Raw genomic sequence first — 17,363 nt, forward strand, 5'->3', positions numbered from 1 at the left:
GAGGCAAATTGTTTGCCTCTTTTTTTATACGATTAAGCCTTTAAGTAAAGAAGCATAATCATGCACCATTTTGTCCCACCCAAAGTGATTTAAGGTGTATGCACGAAAAGAATATCGCTGCGATCGTCCAGCGTCTTTCCGATCTTGAATCGCTTGTGACCAAGCCTTTGCATTTTCTGGTTCCACCTGTATTCCGTTTTTCCTGTGTACGATTGCGTCCGTAATTCCTTCCAATGCCGAAGCTAGAACCAACGCGCCGCATGCACTAGCTTCAAGACATACCAACCCAAATCCCTCCATGTCACCTTCCACCTTAATATTAGGCATTAAAAACGCTTCCGTATGACTCAAAAGAATAGCCAATTCTTCCAAAGGTAGTTTTCCTAAATGTGTAACCTTTTCTCCGTATATCGGGTGATTTAACAAATTACAAAGCTCTGCCTGATCTGAAGGGTATCCCATAAATAGCATATACAAGGTACGCCATCGCTCGGGCAAACGCGACAATAATTTGTCCATCTTTGACGATTCTCTAGAAAAAGGTCCTGCCATGACCAAATGGTATTCGTCTGGAAGCAACGGAAGCACTTCTCGGATAAACCACGAAAAACCTTTACGCTTGACGGGTCTACCTAATGTGACCAATATCTTTTGATGAGCCGATAAATGATATTTCTGTTGAAAATTCGCCCAAGCTTCCACATTAACTTTAGGCTTCAACTGTTGGTCAATACCGTTTAGTATCACCGAAACCTTTTTTTTATCTATTCCACGTCTAATTGCCGCTGCTGCGGTCGCATGGCTTACCGCTACAATGTGGTCGTATTTATTAAAACGCGGTAAAATAAGACGCTGATAGATCTTGAGCGGAAAAACTACATCTAGACCGTGAAGTGTAACCACCCTACGTAAATGGCTGTAACCAACGTGCCAAAGACTAATAGCTGCTATCAAACCGTCGTTAAAATGTATTATACCGATCTTCGGATATCGATGTATCATCGATAATATACGTCCATTTAATTTACGAAAAAATTGAAAGTAACTTTCTTCTCGTGTATAGACGATCTTTCGCACAGTGGCATACGCCCGCATCCCTTCAATCAGTTCGTAACTTTGTTTTTCCATACCTCCTGTAGCCGGTGGATATTTGTGACTAACGAACAGTATTTCCATCTCTCAAAATTTTAAATGAATCGATTTTACGGATAAAAATGTAACAAATTGCCCCGACTATAATCCAACATAACTGGCGTGCACGACGTAATATCGAGACGGTCACCCATACGCTCGCGGCTTGGATGCTAATAGTTGTTAAAAGTAACTTATTACCTAATTCCTCTATTCCAAGCTGTCCCGGAATAAATGCGCCGACACTTTTGAATAGTATAACGCCCATATCCATCCATACACTGTCCATTAACTCGATATCATAATTCAGAAAACGAAGGATAAGATAAAATTCTAAGCCTCCAACCACCCAATGGAGAAAAAAGAAAAAATAAGACCACCAAAATAACTTTTTTTTATACTGGAAAAAGTATTGAGTCTGCGTAGTTAATTTATAAAGTATCCTGCGAAAACGTTGCCATATTGTAGAGGAATCTTCGAGGTTCGGCAACATCTGATTACGCTTTCGATTAAGCAAATAAAAAAAAAAGATTTTAAACAAAAGTAACAATCCAATCAATAACGCTATGCCGTATCGCGCAAAGTCGTGCAGTGAAGTTGTTATAGTGGCTAACCAACAAAGGGAAACTGCTAAAAGTAACTGTTGTGATAATAATGCGGTAACGCGCGACGCGACGACCGACTCTAACGCTCTGTCATTTGGGATCGAATAGGATTTCAGTAATTCATTTTTAAGCATATCCCCTCCCACTACACTCGACGGGTTGTAAAGCGCCACCGTTTCTCCAACTTGGCGTATTCCAAAGAGTTGCCATAAAGAAATGCTAGAGCGTTCCGATCCCAGACAGATCCACCAACCCATCGTGCCAAGTGTATACGCCACAAAAGTAACCAGCAAGATAACAAAAAATCCAGATCCGATTCTACGAAGCCCCTCCCAAACAAGTGCAAAATCAACTTGGAGGACAAATATCGCTATAGGAACCACGATAGAAGCTAAGATTAAAATTCTAAAACCTTTTCTATACATCAGCAGGCTGCCCAAACTATACTTCTATTTGATTGCAATCCCAATCTAGTAACTTCGTCAAAATAACGATCTACTAAGTTGTTCCAATCTAATTTTTGTGCATAGGAAATGCCCGTATCACGAATAAACTTATGGAGTGTCGGGTCCTTCAGTAACATCTGGATATAAATAAGAAAATCTTCGGCCGATCTGGGTAGACACTTATAACCTGTTTGTCCATGACGCACTAAATCCGCACTTCCCCCGCCATCGGCGATAACACACGGTAGACCTGAAGCCATAGCTTCTACGATCACATTTCCATAGGTTTCTGAAATTGAAGGAAAAACAAAAATATCTGATGAGGCGTATAATTTTGAAAGATCATTATGGGATAGCTTTCCTAAAAACACAGCCTTTGGCATCTGCCGTTTCATCTCCTCACCTGCTGCTCCATCGCCGGCTACAATGAAATTATGTGGTAGACGCGATCTTTGAAGCCGTTTATAGATCTCTATCAACGTTTGTATATTTTTTTCCCAGACCAATCTACTGGCAAACAGTATGTTTGGCATATCGTTGCCAGTTAGATTTCGTATATAGGCAATGTCTCTTTTTTGAGGATTGAAGAGCGTTAGATCAATGCCACGCTGCCATAAAGTCATTTTATCTTTTTCTACACCTAAATCTTCCAGTTGTTTTTGCATCGAACACGATGGCACATACACGACGTCACAATTATTGTAAAACCGTCGCGTGGCTGATGTCATCCAGCGCTGTACAGGCTTAATAAGTGTAGGTATCTTTCGAAAATAATAAGGTACATAAGAAAGAAAATTAGTATGATATAGACTAATAACCGGAATATTTCGTGACCGAGCATAACGCAAAGCAAAAAATCCCAGCAAAGAGGGCGTCGCAATATGGATAACATCTGGTTGAAAACGATCCAATTGTTGCTTAATCTGTCCTCTTACCAACGCGGGTAAACTAATACTGTAATCTACGTTTAAACCTGTATTGAGTGTAGGTATACGAATTGAAGCGTGCCCTTCCATCTCCTCGGGGCCTGTTCCATAAATAAAAAAGAAAGAAAAGCGCTTTGGATCTATTCGATTGATGATTTGAAACATGGTCCGAACAGCACCATCATACTCTTCGAACAAGATCTCCGCAAAAAAAGCTACCCTTATCATATACTTTGCTGTTTGTTTTCACGAAAATAAACATGTCATATTTTCTTAATAGAAACTGAATATTAATGATTTATGAAATTTTCACTACTTATTTACCTCTCATACATCATTTTCATACAGAAGCATAATAGATGATTTACGAATACCTAACACAGGTCCCTTAATTTTGATATATAAAAAATATACACTCGATATGACCTCGCACAAACAGAAATATTGGCGAAAAGTTTTATCCGTTTCGTTCCTCCCCATTGTTTGTGGACTTTATTTCACGAAAACCACACACTCCCATACGAATACGACCTCCTATATCGACGGAAACATAATAACGCTAGCGGAACTTAATAATGGTCAGCTATCATTACTAACTTACAATGTCGCAGGTCTGCCCGATTTCCTATCTGCTGCTGTAAATTCACGGGCAAAAAGCATGAAAGAAATTTCTCAAAAAATCAATCATTTTGATATCGTCAACGTACAAGAAGATTTTCATTATCATCATGAACTTTATGAAAGCGGGAATAATCATCGATATCGAACCGAACATAAAGTGGCAGTCCCCTATGGCGATGGTCTCAATACCTTTTCGAAATATCCGATTCAAGAAACGCGACGCATTCCTTGGCAACATTGTAATGGTTCCGATTGTTTGGCGGCCAAAGGGTTTTCATTTTCCCGTATTGTTGTAGCCAAAGATGTCAGCATTGATGTCTACAATATTCATGCAACAGCCCAGGATGATAACAAAGCTGCTCATGCTCGCAAGAGGAATATTGAACAATTGGCCGACTATATCAACACACATTCTACCGAAAACGCCGTTATCGTTATGGGTGATTTTAACGCACATTTTGCAGCTGCTTGGGATAATCTACCATGGTTTGTTGATCAGACTCAGGTAAAGGATGTTTGGGTCACTCTTATGAAGAACGGAACAAGTCCGCTGCCCTACCAAACTTTCGTTCCAAACGATAAGCTGACATTAACAGATACTTGTGAAAGTATCGACAAAATCTTTTTTCGGAATAGTGCCGTTATCAAATTCACCCCCAAAAAATACAAAGTTGAAAAACAATATTTTACAGACAGAGACAATATACCGCTTTCTGACCACTATGCAATATCCTGCGTATTACAATGGGAAATAAAATAATCCATTTCATTTAGATACGCATCAATCTACCTTCGTAAAATCGGCAATCAATTCATGTGTTTCTGCTTGGATCTCCTTCGGGAGTTGTTGAAATATTTCTTGGTCCAAGCTTAACAAATTCTCTTTTTTATATATTTCCGGCATAAAAAAACAATCGCGCAGAGAATTTACTTTTGATTCCTCTGAAGTGAAATACGTCTTAAATTTTTCTTCTATTCTCTCAACGATCTTGTCAAGTTGTTCTCGTGTAATTAGACTGGTCTCCATATTCGAATTTTATATCATTACGAAACTAAAATACTAAAGCTTCTTCTATTAGAAACTGAATGCAAATGAAATTGTTCATTCAATAGACAACATCTTATTCATTTTATGGAAAACAACACAAATACACATGCGGGCCAGCTGCACGATCTTATCCAGATCCTAACAGAACGTCTTCAAATTTACAGTGCGGCTATTTCTTGTGCAGACGCCGACAAGGATATAAGTTTGATTGCATTCTTAGAAAAATGTATGCAACTAACACAGCAATTCAAATCAGAGCTAAATGGCATTTTAGCAAAAGAAGACAGTCCATTCGCTAAACAGCAGTGGGTTTCTGGTAGTCTGTATGCCCGTTGGCGAGAAGAAAGATCATCCTTGAAACCAATCGGACGTCATCAAGTTATGGAAGTGTGTGAAAAAATGGAAAGCGTGCTACTTCATATTTTTCAGAATATTCTTGCCGCCCCCAGCAGCTTTACACAAAGCACGACGGAAATGCTAAAAAGTCAAGCAATGCTTCAACAAGAGATATTCGAACAAATAAAAGATGCAAAAAATAGATCATAAAAAGACGTTAATTTTTGTTAAGAGGAGGTTAACTGGCATTTCAATTGTAACGTATCTGAAACAGTTAAGATTTACTAAATTAAATGGTATGAAAACGAGTATTAAAATTTTGAGTTTGTTGCTTATTTCATTTATTACATTCAGTTCTTGTAGCAAAGACGATGACCCAGCGGACAACGACTTGTTTTTAGGAAAATACGAGGGATCTGTATCCTTTAATGGCCCTGACGATGATGATGTGTCGGAGTCCAACGGTTCGGTTACAGTTACCAAGGTCGGTAATAACTATACATTCAATTTTTCGGATGGTATTCCGACTTTAGGCGACATTACAATGGAAAAGGGAGACAACAGTACCCTCGTATTTAACGACGGAGAGCTCGGAACTATACGAATTACAGCTTCCAGCTTGAACATTGCGTATGCTAGAGATAATCGCGTATGGACAGCAGAATGTTCTAGATAAAATAGTCCCACCAAACGAAAGAAAGCCAATCTATGATTGGCTTTCTTTCGTTTGAAAATGTTTACTTTTACGAAATGGATGTTACGAAACGGTTTAATAGAATCGTTGCTATTTATTTTCAACTACAGGCAAAGCCTGTTATAAGAGCAAAGGATCTTGCCGAACAATTTGACGTTAGCCAGCGGACAATTTACCGTGATATAAAAGCTTTAGAGCACGCTGGTATTCCCATTTATGGTGAAGCAGGTACAGGCTACGGGTTGGTCGAGGGCTATCGCCTCCCACCTACTAAATTTTCTAAGGAAGAAATATTAACCCTTGCTGCTGCAGAAAAGTTGATGCAGAAATTTGTTGACCCTGATTTATTCCGACATTTTAGTTCCGCCCTGAATAAAATCAAAGCTTATCTTCGCTACAATGATAAGTTAAATGTGACGTTCTTGGAAGAGAACATGCTAATGGGTTCTCTAGCCCATCGATTTAACGAAAATGTCCCATCTGCCCTATCGATACTATTTGAAAGTATTGCCCAACAGCAAATGGTAGATATGAAATATCGAAACAGTTTGTCTGCGGGGGCTGTACATCGGGAAATCGAGCCCGTGGGCGTGTTTCATCAAGGAAACTATTGGTATTTTATGGCGTATTGCCATCTGCGGAAAGATTATCGTCAATTTCGCATTGATCGGATTCATCAAATCCAATTAACGTCTACGGCTTTCACCAAAGAACATAACCCACTATCGCATTATCTGAAGAAAGAGGAGTCAATACCAGCAGTAACTATACGGATTGCCCTCCCACTAGCATATGCTCGTTATACGGAATGGGAACGTTCGTATTACGGATTCGTATCGGAAGAAATAACCGACTCAGAGGTTATTATGACCTTTGCCAGTAAAAACATGGAACAGGAATTTGCGCGCTGGTATCTAATGTTTGCTGACCAAGCTCGGATTTTAGAGCCTGATAGCCTAAAAGAATATGTTAGAGCGCTACTGACGAGTATTCAGATTTAATGTATTTCACAAAAAATGCCCCACGTTTTTCATGACGTAGAGCATATTGCTAAATGATAATACGGTGCTATTTTATTTTGTTCTTTCCCAGAAAAATGGAGGCTCAATACCTAACGCACGGAGATAGACAAAACCTTGTCCACGGTGATGAATTTCATTGTCAATAAAATACAACAGATTACTGTAAATAGGGTATTTATATTCTCCGAATAAATTATGCTCCAAATGAAAATCTTCTTCGGGGATCTGATTGAATAATTCTATAATTTTTGGCGTGTCTGCATCCCACCTCGCCAAAAGCTCCGCTTTAGAATTCAATGCCAATTTATGACTATATGGCTTATCGTTTCTTTCGACCGTCCCTCGCAATCCAGGTTCTGCAATAGACAGTAACTCCATAATTAATTCTGAAAAAGGACGCATACCGCCAATTGAAAATTCAAAAAGTTCTTTTTCCGGAAATTTCTCCAATGTCCGACGAGTTAAATCGCGATGACCCAACCAATGTTTTAAAAATTCTTCTTTCGTTAAAATTGCTGTGGTTTCCATATTATTATATAATTAAAAAATAAATAATCGCTTTATCAATACGTTTCGTCAACAAAAGTATATACAGTTTTGACAGCAGTTTGTCAGTAGCGCCCACATCCTTTCGATTTATCGATAAAAAAGATTAAAAATTAGTTTTAAAGCATAAATATTGTATATTTGCACTCCGAAAAGAGAGGTGTCTGAGTGGTTGAAAGAGCAGACCTGGAAAGTCTGTATACGGGATGACTGTATCGAGGGTTCGAATCCCTTCCTCTCTGCTAACCCAAATAAATTAAGCCCATCCTTTACGGTGGGCTTTATTTTTGATCATACCAAAATACGCACAGAGTTCAATCCGTGTGCTATAAGGACAAGATTACGTCCATTATTACTTATTTACTCCTGTATCGTCCACACCAATTTATCTGTAGCATATCCCGAACGTTTGGCATACGATAGATACTTTTGCTTGATATCTTCCGGTATTGTTTTATCACGCGAGAGTATCCACATATAGTCAAGATTTTCACCGAACACCAACGCGTAGCGATAATCATCATCCACCATCACAACATTATATCCCGAATAGAACGGGCCAAAAAAGGAAACTTTTAGAGCTCCCTCCTCTTCGCTTCTTACGAAGGTTGCCTTGCCAACACTCTGCTTATACTTTTCTTTTACCATGTCGTATCCTTGATTATTGACTCGAATGCTGCCATCGTCGTTCAATGTATAGGACGCGATTACATTTTTAAGGTTCTTTTCCCAATAAAAATCTATTCGCGCAATCTCGTACCATTCGCCCAAATATTTATCTTTTTGAAAACCCTGCACTACTGTTACGTTAGATTTGACAGGTTTCAACAAATTATATAGTGTCGTGCCAGCAGCTACAGCAGCGAGCAACAATAATGATTTTTTTCTGTCCATATACACTAAACCCAAAAGCATTATAAAAGTTTGGCTATTAATTGATAGTTTTGAAAAACCTCCTTGATACACCCAAGAAGGTTTTTAGTGAATATTAGCAGTAACATTTTCAGCAAAGAACATTGTATTCAAAAGAAGAAGCAAAGAAATTAAAAGAACAATTTTGGACAAACTTTGGTCGGTTTATGTCCCCGATTCCAAATGAAGAGGGATTAAAGGTCAATTGGATCAACTATAAAACGGGGATTAAGCATCTTTATTTTCGTATGGAGGTGGATAATAAAACCGCATGCATCTACATTGAAATCAGCCATCCGGATCAAGGAATAAGGGAACTGATGTTTACCCAATTCCAGGAATACAAAAACATACTGCGTGCTGAACTCATGGAAGAATGGATATGGAATGAAAACCATGATGATGAATACGGTAAAAACACCGCTCGTATCGGAATAGAACTCAACAAAAAAGCTTCGATTTTTAAAGCGGAAGACTGGCCTGCATTAATCAGTTTTTTCAAGCCTCGTATTATTGCCTTAGACCGCTTTTGGAGTAACGCAAAATATGGATTTGAACTATTTAAATAGCACCTTTATTATGATATCGTTGTGCTATCACCGTAACGACCAGTATTTGGAACGCATGAAAAATCATCAACGGAAGAAAATATAAGCCTGCACTCGCGGAATGGGCAAACAGAAATTTGCCGAATACCGAACCGTGGGTCAGTGATTTTTTAGACCCGCAGAATAACGCTACTATAAGGTCTTCCCTATTGAATTTAAAGACAAACCTACTTAATACATATATCAATCCGTAAACGAGGACAAACAGCAACACAACGCCGACAAAAATCCACAATAAGTACAACTTCCCCGTGCTTTCGAACACCCCGCTAACAAATGACTCGGCAAAGCTATCATATACAATAAGTAAGATGATTGATTTGTCGAAAAGCGTTAACTCCCGATTATATTTTGAAACCCATTTCCCTAAATACGGTTGCAAGAGTAATCCCCCAACGACAGGGATAATAATCTCCTTGATCAGCCCCCAATACACGTCGCCCAAAACATCAATCTCACCGAAGTCGAGAAAAAATTGCATCCATAACGGTGTGATGATTACACCTATTAACCCCGATATACTCGCATTAAAAATTGCTGCAGGGATATTTCCGCGGGCAATGGAAACCATGACTACGGAAGAGGATACCGTAGATGGCAAGGCCGCCAGAAAGAAAAACGAGAGCCAAAAATCCCGCTGCAATTCACTGTGAACAAACGAATAAAATGGTAACAATAACAGCGGAAATAAGACAAAGGTAGCTCCTTGTACCAACAGATGAAGTTTCCAATTGCTTAACCCCGCTCTCAACTGTTGAAAACTCAACTTTAATCCATAAAAAAAGAAAATAAGTGACACACCAACACTCGTAATCCAATTTAGTATTTGCCCATCACGCCATGAGTAAAGCTGTGGAAAAAAATAAGCTAATACAATGAAGCAGAGCAAAGCCAAAATAAAGCCGTCAAATTTCAGTTTCATTAATCATATAAATAAAGTAGAGACGCAACATGTTGCGTCTCTACCAATAATTCAATTATGTTCCAAAGAGTTACTAGGAAGACAACTTTCCTAAAGCCTCTTTTATCCGTCTTAATGCTTCTTTCAAAGAGTCATCTGAAGCAGCATACGAAAGACGGATGTAATTGTTATTTCCAAAAGAATCGCCGCCAACAGTGGCCACATGCCCCTCGTTGAGTAGATATAACGCCAGATCCGAAGAATCTTTAATTACATTCCCATGCGTATCTTTCTTACCAAAAAACGAACTGATTTCCGGGAAGAAATAAAAGGCTCCTTCTGGAAGATTCGTTTTCACGCCTGGTATATCATTTAATAAATCATATACCAGTTGACGTCTACGTAAAAATGCTTCTTTCATTTCATTAACACTTTCCAACCCACCATTATAGGCGATAATACCGGCACGTTGTGCAATGGAACAAGTACCTGAGGTCGTTTGTCCCTGCAATTTATCATTTGCAGCAGCAATTTCCTTATTGGCAGCTATATACCCTAAACGCCAACCTGTCATGGCGAAAGCTTTGGAAAAGCCATTTACAATAATGACACGGTCACGAATGGATTCAAATTGAGCAATGGATTCATGCTTGTCGATAAAGTTAATATGTTCATAAATCTCATCAGACAAGATGAAAATATTTGGGTGTTTCTCAAAAACCTTAGCTAACGCCACTAGTTCTTCCTTGCTATAAACAGAGCCTGTTGGATTACAGGGTGAAGAGAACATGAACAATTTAGTTTTGGGTGTAATAGCCGCCTCCAGCTGCTCGGGCGTAATTTTGAAATCCGAATCAATATCGGTATCGATAAATACGGATTTTCCCTCCGCCAATACAACCATTTCTGAATACGAAACCCAATATGGGGTAGGGATAATGACCTCGTCGCCAGGATTGATTAACGTTAAAATAACATTAGAAAGCGATTGTTTTGCACCCGTAGAAACCACAATTTGTGAAGGCTCATAATCCAAGCCATTTTCATTCTTTAGTTTATTTACAATGGCTTGCCGGAGTTCGGGATACCCCGGTACCGGAGAATAACGTGTATAGTTTTCGTCTAGCGCTTTCTTTGCTGCATCCTTTACATTATTGGGTGTATTAAAGTCTGGTTCCCCTACACTTAAACTAATAACATTGATGCCTTTAGAAGCTAACTCGCGCCCTAATTTTGTCATTTTTAAGGTCGCCGATTCGGATAAATTGTTAATCCTATCTGATAAATATGATGTCGTATTCATGATAGTACAAACCTAAATAAAATGCTTTGCATTCACGAATGCCAATGGCAAAAAAATCATGAGTAATTCATTTTTAGATGCGCTATAATTGTGCATGATATAAAAGAAGTTTATTCTACTATGCCCTGTCTTTGGGGACTATTTCAATTTCAACAGACAATACATATACATACTCTCCATATATCAAAAGGAAATCATAAATTTGCCTCTATGGATTCGCGGAGACAATTTTTGAAGAAAATCGGAGCTGGTTCGCTCCTGCTTGGGTTAAATCCTACGTATGCCCAACAGGTAAAACCGCTACAGACCGAGGTTAACAAACCTATCGTTCTATCTACTTGGGATTTCGGGTTGAAAGCGAACATCGAAGCATGGAAAGTTCTTTCTACAGGAGGTCGCGCATTAGATGCTGTAGAACAAGGGGTGCGCTATACCGAGGCTGATCCTACCGAGCGCAGCGTGGGCTACGGTGGACGTCCCGACAGAGATGGTAAAGTGACGTTGGACGCCTGCATTATGGATGAAAGTGGAAATATCGGATCAGTGGCCGCTCTAGAACAGATTAAACATCCTATATCCGTCGCTCGGGCAGTAATGGAAAAAACACCCCACGTAATGCTAGTGGGGGATGGCGCATTACAGTTCGCACAAGAACAGGGGTTTCCACGCGAAAACCTGTTGACAGAAACTTCCGAAAAGGAATGGCGTGAATGGCTCAAAACAGCAAAATACGACCCCGTTGTTAATATCGAAAATCACGATACCATTGGTATGATTGCATTAGATACGCAAGGCAATCTTTCTGGAGCCTGTACAACCAGTGGTATGGCGTTTAAAATGCACGGACGGGTTGGTGACTCTCCTATTATCGGAGCGGGGCTATATGTTGACAACGAAGTGGGGGCTGCTACGGCCACTGGACATGGCGAAGAGGTCATCCGCACCGTAGGTTCGCATTTGGTTGTCGAATTGATGCGTCAAGGACACACTCCTCAAAATGCTTGTGAAGAGGCTGTCAATCGAATCATTAAATTTACGGAGAATCGCAAGAAAATGTTGGATAACATACAAGTGGGGTTTATTGCGTTGAACAAACAAGGAGAATATGGTGCGTATTGCATACATGGCGGTTTTAATTACGCGAAATATGATCATGCCGGAAACGAACTTATATCTTCTCCCCACTATCTCAAATAAAGATGTCAAAAATAGAAATTGCCTGTTTTAATATAGAAGCAGCGCGTATAGCACAACAGCACGGCGCCGACCGCGTAGAGTTTTGCGCCGACATGCAAGTCGGCGGAACAACTCCCGATTTGCGAGAAACAGAAATCGTACGTCGTGAATTACATATCGCGCTTCATGTGATGATACGGCCTCGAGGTGGGAATTTTGTGTATTCAATGCAGGAATTTGCACAGATGAAAAACGACATCCTAACGTATAACGCATTGGGCGCGGATGGCTTTGTATTCGGTATCTTGGATGAGGCGGGAAACATAGATAAGCAAAAAAATAACGCTTTGGTCGAGCTAGCAGGAGGCAAACCTTGTACTTTCCATAGAGCATTTGATGAAGTTTCTGATAGTGTCCAAGCATTAGAAGATATTATTGCCTGTGGTTTTACTACTGTACTCACCTCGGGATGCGCACCGAATGTAGTTTCAGGACAAGAAGAACTGAAACGTCTGGTACAGCAAGCTCGTGATCGCATTACAATTATGCCTGGTGGTGGGTTGCGTTCCACCAATATTAAGCGTATCTGGCAAGATACAGATGCAGCGTATTTTCATTCGTCGGCCATTACGGATGGCTCGGAAACAGCTGTTGGTGAAGAAGTAAAGGCGCTGGTGAAAGCGGTTAACTAGGAAAATCGTTGGACTATCGCGGGCTTTTAGCATGATGCGATGTACTTCAAACCTAGCCGCAAACCATAACCGATTGCTATGCCAATCACGAAACTAGCCAAGGTACCTACGAGGATATATTCTGTAAACTTGGTGTCTTTTGCATTTGTTAAGTCTCCGAAACGAAAGATGGATTTTGCTCCCAAAAGAAATCCTATACCCGACAAAAAACCAACGTGTATAAAGAGGACGATAAGCAACCGTTCCATAATACCAATGAGCATACCGGCATCTACGAGCGAATTTTCAGGTTTCGTGACCACATCAGTTTCGGATGTCCATTTACTAAAGAAAACGCGCAACACAATCGGACTAACGAAAACGATCAGCACAAAAGTTAATACATATAGCAGGTTTTTTGTAGAAAGTAGCGCATCCCAATCGATCGGTAAACCATATTTATATAATACGACAACAATTAGAGATAAGATATGTAGCGTCTGATCTGCCATAAACAGTAAAAACGCGCGACGTGGATTTTTTTTTTCAAGATAAATCTTTCCACTGTCTATTAATAGGTGTGCGCAGCTTATAAACAATATAACTTGCCATTGATCAGAGATTTCGGGAAGAAAGAACACAACCAATAACGCGGTGTGTAGGGTAATATGTAATAATAAATAACCAATATGCTCTTGTCGTTTCTGTACCCATTTTTTGGGTTGTAGTACAAAATCACCTATAAAATGAGCTAGTAGCAGCTTTAAGAATAGAAGACTCATAATGCTAACATTTCTTTTGTACAATAATCTAACGCCCGTTGTATTTTCGCAAAGCTCGCTTTCTGCAATTCGGTACTTACTTGACTTTGATATTTCTTATCCAATATTTTGGCCAATTCCGCTTGGTTAGCTCCCTCATTCTGGAATGCCGCTTTCACCGTTTCGGCCATGTTAGGCGTCCATCGGGTAGTTAATTCTGCGACTAAAGGTAATATCACATTACATACGGCATCGAGTTTAGGATAAGCCGATTTAAAAAATATTGTTTCCTTTTTTAGTTCTTCAAAAGCTTCTCCAGAATAAATAAGTGCAGAACCAAACGAATTTTTGATATGCGGAGCATCATATTCCTTCGTTCCAATACCAATACCAATTCGTGCGTCTAAATCAAATGCCAGCATAGCAGCCTTAATATAGAAAGTAGCTGTTAATACATTTTGACATGTAAGTTCCGCTTGAAAACTATCTCCACGGAAGATATCAAATTTGTGTGAATATAGCCCTATAGCCTTCTCCAAAGCTGGCATCCACACTTTCGGCTCCAAGGAGCGCGATTTGATTATATCACCTGATATTACAGCTATCATATATCGTCTTTTACTCAAATATAGATATAGAATAGCATATCAGCAAAATTATCGACAAATCAAATTATCACTAAAAACAATGATAAACTAAATTATCACTAAAAACAATGATAAACTAAATTATCACTAAAAACAATGATAAACTAAATTATCATTAAAAACAGCCATATATTATACGACGATGTTGATGATCTTGCCCCTCACAAAAACAACCTTTTTTACAATTTTTCCGTCCAAATAGCGCTGCACATCCGCATTCGACAAAATAATTTCCTCTACCACTTTCGCATCTAAATCTAACGCCAATGACAGGTTCATTTTCATTTTTCCATTCACGGAAACCGGATAAGCAAATTCTGATTCCACCAAGTACTCCGAGCGGAAGACAGGATACGGTGCATACGATATTGTCCCTGCTTCATTCCCCAATAACGCCCATAACTCTTCGGTGATATGTGGAGCATAAGGCTCAAGAACAATAATAAGGTCTTGTAATATTTTACGTTTATTGCATTTCAAATCAGACAACTCGTTTACGCAAATCATAAATGCCGATACGGAAGTATTGAACGAGAAACGCTCTATATCCTCTTCTACCTTCTTGATAATTTTATGCAATGCCTTATATTCCGATTTGGTCGGCTCATCGTCTGAAATAAAAAGATTTCCTTCTGCATCATGGAATAAACGCCATACTTTACGTAAAAATTTATATACACCCTCTATACCATTTGTATTCCAAGGTTTTGATTGCTCTAGTGGACCTAAGAACATTTCGTAAAGACGGAGTGTATCTGCACCATATGTTTCTATAATGTCGTCAGGATTAACCACATTAAATTTAGATTTCGACATCTTCTCCACTTCGGTACCACATATATATTTGCCATTTTCCAAGACAAATTTTGCGTTCACAAAGTCTGGACGAAACGCCTTAAATTTCTCCGTATCCAGCACATCATTATAGACGATGTTAACATCCACGTGCAAGGGAACCGTATGGTATTGGTCTTTCAAGCCATAGGAAACAAAAACATTTGTTCCTTTACCCTCCTCATCAAGCACGCGGTATACAAAGTTAGAACGCCCTTGGATCATCCCTTGGTTGATTAACTTTTTAAAAGGTTCCTCCTCATTATGGTATCCAAGATCTTTCAGCACTTTATTCCAAAACCTGGAATAGAGCAAATGCCCTGTAGCATGCTCTGAGCCACCAATATATAAATCTACAGCTTTCCAATAATCTACAGCCTCTTTAGATGCAAAAGATTCATCATTGGTCGGATCCATATAACGAAACCAATACCACGAAGAGCCAGCCCAGCCCGGCATCGTACTCAACTCGTATTCGTATTTTCCTTGGTACTTCCACCCATCCGCTCTACCCAGTGGCGGTTCTCCTGTTTCTGTGGGTAAGTACTTATCTACCTCTGGTAGTAAAAGAGGTAACTCTTTCTCATCTATCAAATAAGGTAGTCCGTTTTTAAAGAATACCGGCACAGGTTCTCCCCAATAGCGCTGGCGACCAAAAATAGCATCGCGCATCCGATAATTTATCTTGGCCTTACCTAGACCAAGACCTTCAAGACGTTTGATCAACGCCGGGACAGCTTCTTCGTACGTCATGCCGTTAATGAAATCCGAATTGATATAGCGCCCCTCTTTTGTTGGGTCAGCATCCTCTTCTATATTTTGTGCATCAGAAATCGGAATAATCGGCAAATTAAAATGTTTTGCAAAAACATAATCCCGTTGATCTCCGGATGGGACGGCCATTACCGCACCCGTCCCATATCCCGCTAAAACATAATCTGCAATCCAAATAGGTACGTCAGCCCCAGTCAACGGATGCTTCGCATACGAGCCCGTAAAAGCCCCCGATACCGTTTTTGTATCCGCCATACGATCTAATTCGGATTTCTTTGCAGTCTTTTCTTTATAACCCTCAATTTCCACACGTTGTTTATCAGTAGTTAAAGCATCCACCAATTCATGTTCTGGCGCTAAAACTATAAAAGAAACGCCAAAAATTGTATCCACGCGCGTAGTAAACACTTCAATGTCATTCAACTGAGGCAGTAGGAATTTAACCGAGGCACCTACCGATTTCCCTATCCAGTTACGCTGCATTTCTACTAACGGTTCCGGCCAATCGACCGTATCCAATCCCCGCAACAAACGATCAGCATACGCCGTTATACGCATCGACCATTGCATCATTTTTTTCTGTTCTACAGGATAACCTCCTCGTTCTGACACCCCGTTAATAACTTCGTCATTCGCCAACACCGTCCCTAATGCAGCACACCAATTCACCGTGCTTTCTCGCAAGTAAGCCAAGCGATATTTTAACAATTCCCGTTGCTGCTCTTCTACCGAAAAGCTATTCCATTCGGTTGCTGTAAACGTTAAAACATCCTCGTCACAAACGGCATAAATACCTTCAGAGCCAGATGTTTCGAAACGATTTGTTAAACTATCAATTGATTCTGATTTATCAGCCTCCTTATTATACCAAGCATGGAACAACTGCATGAAAATCCACTGTGTCCATTTGTAATAATCGGGTTCCGACGTGCGCACCTCTCTTGACCAATCATAGGAAAAACCTATATTATCTAGTTGCTCCCGATAACGTTTAATATTTACTTCTGTTGTAACGGAAGGATGCTGTCCCGTTTGGATTGCATACTGTTCCGCAGGTAACCCAAAGGAGTCATATCCCATCGGATGCAACACGTTAAAACCTTTTAATCTCTTATATCTAGCGAAAATATCGGACGCAATGTAACCGAGCGGATGCCCAACATGCAGTCCAGCACCAGACGGATACGGAAACATGTCTAATACGTAATATTTGGGTTTATCTGTTGTCTCAGCAGGTCTAAAAGTACCATTTTCGGCCCAAAACTGTTGCCACTTCTTTTCTAACGATCGATGATTGTATTCCATAATGATTGCAGCTAATCTGAAAGAGATGCGAAAATAGCTATTTTACATCAATTTAGGTATAAAAGTTTTGAGAATGGGCAATAAAATCTGTCTATC

The 17,363-nt window shown here is 39.7% G+C and carries 18 protein-coding genes and 1 tRNA gene; 8 read left to right on the forward strand and 11 right to left on the reverse strand.

From position 1 onward, the window contains the following. Positions 1-24 precede the first annotated feature (24 nt). Genes H8B17_RS07000 through H8B17_RS07010 form a run of 3 tightly spaced genes read right to left on the reverse strand, consistent with a single transcriptional unit; the run spans position 25 to position 3,336 of the window. On the reverse strand, positions 25-1,176 hold the full coding sequence (locus H8B17_RS07000; RefSeq protein ID WP_190308497.1) for a glycosyltransferase family 4 protein: 1,152 nt from the start codon (positions 1,174-1,176) through the stop codon (positions 25-27). Then, complete coding sequence (locus tag H8B17_RS07005) at positions 1,157-2,161, reverse strand: flippase-like domain-containing protein (protein ID WP_190308498.1); 1,005 nt, start codon at positions 2,159-2,161, stop codon at positions 1,157-1,159. Before H8B17_RS07005 ends, H8B17_RS07000 begins: the two co-directional genes overlap by 20 nt. Further along, a complete protein-coding gene (locus H8B17_RS07010; RefSeq protein ID WP_190308499.1) occupies positions 2,161-3,336 on the reverse strand; it encodes a glycosyltransferase family 4 protein in 1,176 nt (391 codons plus the stop codon). The genes H8B17_RS07005 and H8B17_RS07010 overlap by 1 nt, the downstream gene beginning before the upstream one ends. 193 nt (positions 3,337-3,529) lie before the next feature. Between H8B17_RS07010 and H8B17_RS07015 the strand changes: the two genes are divergently transcribed. Continuing rightward, the gene (locus H8B17_RS07015; protein WP_190308500.1) at positions 3,530-4,489 is read left to right on the forward strand and encodes an endonuclease/exonuclease/phosphatase family protein; all 960 of its coding nucleotides are present in this window, start codon (positions 3,530-3,532) and stop codon (positions 4,487-4,489) included. 21 nt (positions 4,490-4,510) lie between these two features. Here H8B17_RS07015 and H8B17_RS07020 read toward each other — a convergent pair whose 3' ends face one another. Further along, positions 4,511-4,756 (reverse strand): hypothetical protein, encoded by a 246-nt coding sequence (locus H8B17_RS07020; protein WP_190308501.1) that lies wholly within the window; start codon positions 4,754-4,756, stop codon positions 4,511-4,513. Positions 4,757-4,861: 105 nt separating this feature from the next. Between H8B17_RS07020 and H8B17_RS07025 the strand changes: the two genes are divergently transcribed. From H8B17_RS07025 to H8B17_RS07035, 3 genes are all read left to right on the forward strand, one after another. Then, complete coding sequence (locus H8B17_RS07025) at positions 4,862-5,323, forward strand: hypothetical protein (RefSeq protein ID WP_190308502.1); 462 nt, start codon at positions 4,862-4,864, stop codon at positions 5,321-5,323. Positions 5,324-5,411: 88 nt separating this feature from the next. Then, positions 5,412-5,789: a hypothetical protein gene (locus H8B17_RS07030; protein WP_190308503.1), complete on the forward strand. Its 378-nt coding sequence runs from the start codon at positions 5,412-5,414 to the stop codon at positions 5,787-5,789. Positions 5,790-5,863: 74 nt separating this feature from the next. Continuing rightward, entirely contained in the window at positions 5,864-6,808 is a 945-nt protein-coding gene (locus H8B17_RS07035; RefSeq protein ID WP_190308504.1) for a helix-turn-helix transcriptional regulator, read from the forward strand. A gap of 72 nt (positions 6,809-6,880) precedes the next feature. On the opposite strand, the gene H8B17_RS07040 is transcribed toward H8B17_RS07035, so the two are convergent. Further along, positions 6,881-7,357, reverse strand: a complete 477-nt coding sequence (locus H8B17_RS07040; protein WP_190308505.1) for a DinB family protein — start codon at positions 7,355-7,357, stop codon at positions 6,881-6,883. Positions 7,358-7,529: 172 nt separating this feature from the next. Here H8B17_RS07040 and H8B17_RS07045 point away from each other — a divergent pair. Beyond that, positions 7,530-7,617, forward strand: a tRNA-Ser gene (locus H8B17_RS07045). A 118-nt stretch (positions 7,618-7,735) separates the two neighbouring features. Here H8B17_RS07045 and H8B17_RS07050 read toward each other — a convergent pair. Continuing rightward, a complete protein-coding gene (locus H8B17_RS07050) occupies positions 7,736-8,269 on the reverse strand; it encodes a lipocalin family protein (protein WP_190308506.1) in 534 nt (177 codons plus the stop codon). A 122-nt stretch (positions 8,270-8,391) separates the two neighbouring features. On the opposite strand from H8B17_RS07050, the gene H8B17_RS07055 reads away from it, so the two are divergent. Beyond that, positions 8,392-8,856, forward strand: coding sequence for a DUF4268 domain-containing protein (locus tag H8B17_RS07055; RefSeq protein ID WP_190308507.1), 465 nt, complete (start codon positions 8,392-8,394; stop codon positions 8,854-8,856). On the opposite strand, the gene H8B17_RS07060 is transcribed toward H8B17_RS07055, so the two are convergent. Both H8B17_RS07060 and H8B17_RS07065 read right to left on the reverse strand, forming a co-directional pair. Next, positions 8,849-9,817, reverse strand: a complete 969-nt coding sequence (locus H8B17_RS07060) for a bile acid:sodium symporter family protein (protein WP_190308508.1) — start codon at positions 9,815-9,817, stop codon at positions 8,849-8,851. The two genes, H8B17_RS07055 and H8B17_RS07060, sit on opposite strands and share 8 nt — an antisense overlap. Before the next feature lie 73 nt (positions 9,818-9,890). Continuing rightward, positions 9,891-11,036 (reverse strand): pyridoxal phosphate-dependent aminotransferase, encoded by a 1,146-nt coding sequence (locus H8B17_RS07065; RefSeq protein WP_190308509.1) that lies wholly within the window; start codon positions 11,034-11,036, stop codon positions 9,891-9,893. Positions 11,037-11,309: 273 nt separating this feature from the next. Here H8B17_RS07065 and H8B17_RS07070 point away from each other — a divergent pair, with 273 nt between their 5' ends. Then, positions 11,310-12,296, forward strand: coding sequence for an isoaspartyl peptidase/L-asparaginase family protein (locus tag H8B17_RS07070; protein ID WP_190308510.1), 987 nt, complete (start codon positions 11,310-11,312; stop codon positions 12,294-12,296). A 2-nt stretch (positions 12,297-12,298) separates the two neighbouring features. Further along, positions 12,299-12,967 carry a copper homeostasis protein CutC gene (locus H8B17_RS07075; RefSeq protein WP_190308511.1) on the forward strand — a complete coding sequence of 223 codons (669 nt, stop codon included), beginning with the start codon at positions 12,299-12,301 and terminating at the stop codon, positions 12,965-12,967. Positions 12,968-12,993: 26 nt separating this feature from the next. Here H8B17_RS07075 and H8B17_RS07080 read toward each other — a convergent pair whose 3' ends face one another. The 3 genes from H8B17_RS07080 to leuS all read right to left on the reverse strand — a co-directional run bounded on the left by H8B17_RS07080 (position 12,994) and on the right by leuS (position 17,267). Continuing rightward, a complete protein-coding gene (locus H8B17_RS07080; RefSeq protein WP_190308512.1) occupies positions 12,994-13,728 on the reverse strand; it encodes a DUF3307 domain-containing protein in 735 nt (244 codons plus the stop codon). After that, positions 13,725-14,315, reverse strand: a complete 591-nt coding sequence (locus H8B17_RS07085; RefSeq protein ID WP_190308513.1) for a hypothetical protein — start codon at positions 14,313-14,315, stop codon at positions 13,725-13,727. Before H8B17_RS07085 ends, H8B17_RS07080 begins: the two co-directional genes overlap by 4 nt. 171 nt (positions 14,316-14,486) lie before the next feature. Then, positions 14,487-17,267 (reverse strand): leucine--tRNA ligase, encoded by a 2,781-nt coding sequence (gene leuS / locus H8B17_RS07090; RefSeq protein WP_190308514.1) that lies wholly within the window; start codon positions 17,265-17,267, stop codon positions 14,487-14,489. Positions 17,268-17,363: the final 96 nt, after the last annotated feature.

Origin of the sequence: Sphingobacterium arenae (genome assembly GCF_014692505.1) — a bacterium.
In the GTDB taxonomy this organism is placed as follows: domain Bacteria; phylum Bacteroidota; class Bacteroidia; order Sphingobacteriales; family Sphingobacteriaceae; genus Sphingobacterium; species Sphingobacterium arenae.

Coding starts and splice junctions, on each gene's coding strand:
- H8B17_RS07000 (WP_190308497.1), bottom strand. CDS start 1,176: ATGGAAATACTGTTCGTTAGTCACAAATATCCACCGGCTACAGGAGGT.
- H8B17_RS07005 (WP_190308498.1), bottom strand. CDS start 2,161: ATGTATAGAAAAGGTTTTAGAATTTTAATCTTAGCTTCTATCGTGGTT.
- H8B17_RS07010 (WP_190308499.1), bottom strand. CDS start 3,336: ATGATAAGGGTAGCTTTTTTTGCGGAGATCTTGTTCGAAGAGTATGAT.
- H8B17_RS07015 (WP_190308500.1), top strand. CDS start 3,530: ATGACCTCGCACAAACAGAAATATTGGCGAAAAGTTTTATCCGTTTCG.
- H8B17_RS07020 (WP_190308501.1), bottom strand. CDS start 4,756: ATGGAGACCAGTCTAATTACACGAGAACAACTTGACAAGATCGTTGAG.
- H8B17_RS07025 (WP_190308502.1), top strand. CDS start 4,862: ATGGAAAACAACACAAATACACATGCGGGCCAGCTGCACGATCTTATC.
- H8B17_RS07030 (WP_190308503.1), top strand. CDS start 5,412: ATGAAAACGAGTATTAAAATTTTGAGTTTGTTGCTTATTTCATTTATT.
- H8B17_RS07035 (WP_190308504.1), top strand. CDS start 5,864: ATGGATGTTACGAAACGGTTTAATAGAATCGTTGCTATTTATTTTCAA.
- H8B17_RS07040 (WP_190308505.1), bottom strand. CDS start 7,357: ATGGAAACCACAGCAATTTTAACGAAAGAAGAATTTTTAAAACATTGG.
- H8B17_RS07050 (WP_190308506.1), bottom strand. CDS start 8,269: ATGGACAGAAAAAAATCATTATTGTTGCTCGCTGCTGTAGCTGCTGGC.
- H8B17_RS07060 (WP_190308508.1), bottom strand. CDS start 9,817: ATGAAACTGAAATTTGACGGCTTTATTTTGGCTTTGCTCTGCTTCATT.
- H8B17_RS07065 (WP_190308509.1), bottom strand. CDS start 11,036: ATGACAAAATTAGGGCGCGAGTTAGCTTCTAAAGGCATCAATGTTATT.
- H8B17_RS07070 (WP_190308510.1), top strand. CDS start 11,310: ATGGATTCGCGGAGACAATTTTTGAAGAAAATCGGAGCTGGTTCGCTC.
- H8B17_RS07075 (WP_190308511.1), top strand. CDS start 12,299: ATGTCAAAAATAGAAATTGCCTGTTTTAATATAGAAGCAGCGCGTATA.
- H8B17_RS07080 (WP_190308512.1), bottom strand. CDS start 13,728: ATGAGTCTTCTATTCTTAAAGCTGCTACTAGCTCATTTTATAGGTGAT.
- H8B17_RS07085 (WP_190308513.1), bottom strand. CDS start 14,315: ATGATAGCTGTAATATCAGGTGATATAATCAAATCGCGCTCCTTGGAG.
- leuS (WP_190308514.1), bottom strand. CDS start 17,267: ATGGAATACAATCATCGATCGTTAGAAAAGAAGTGGCAACAGTTTTGG.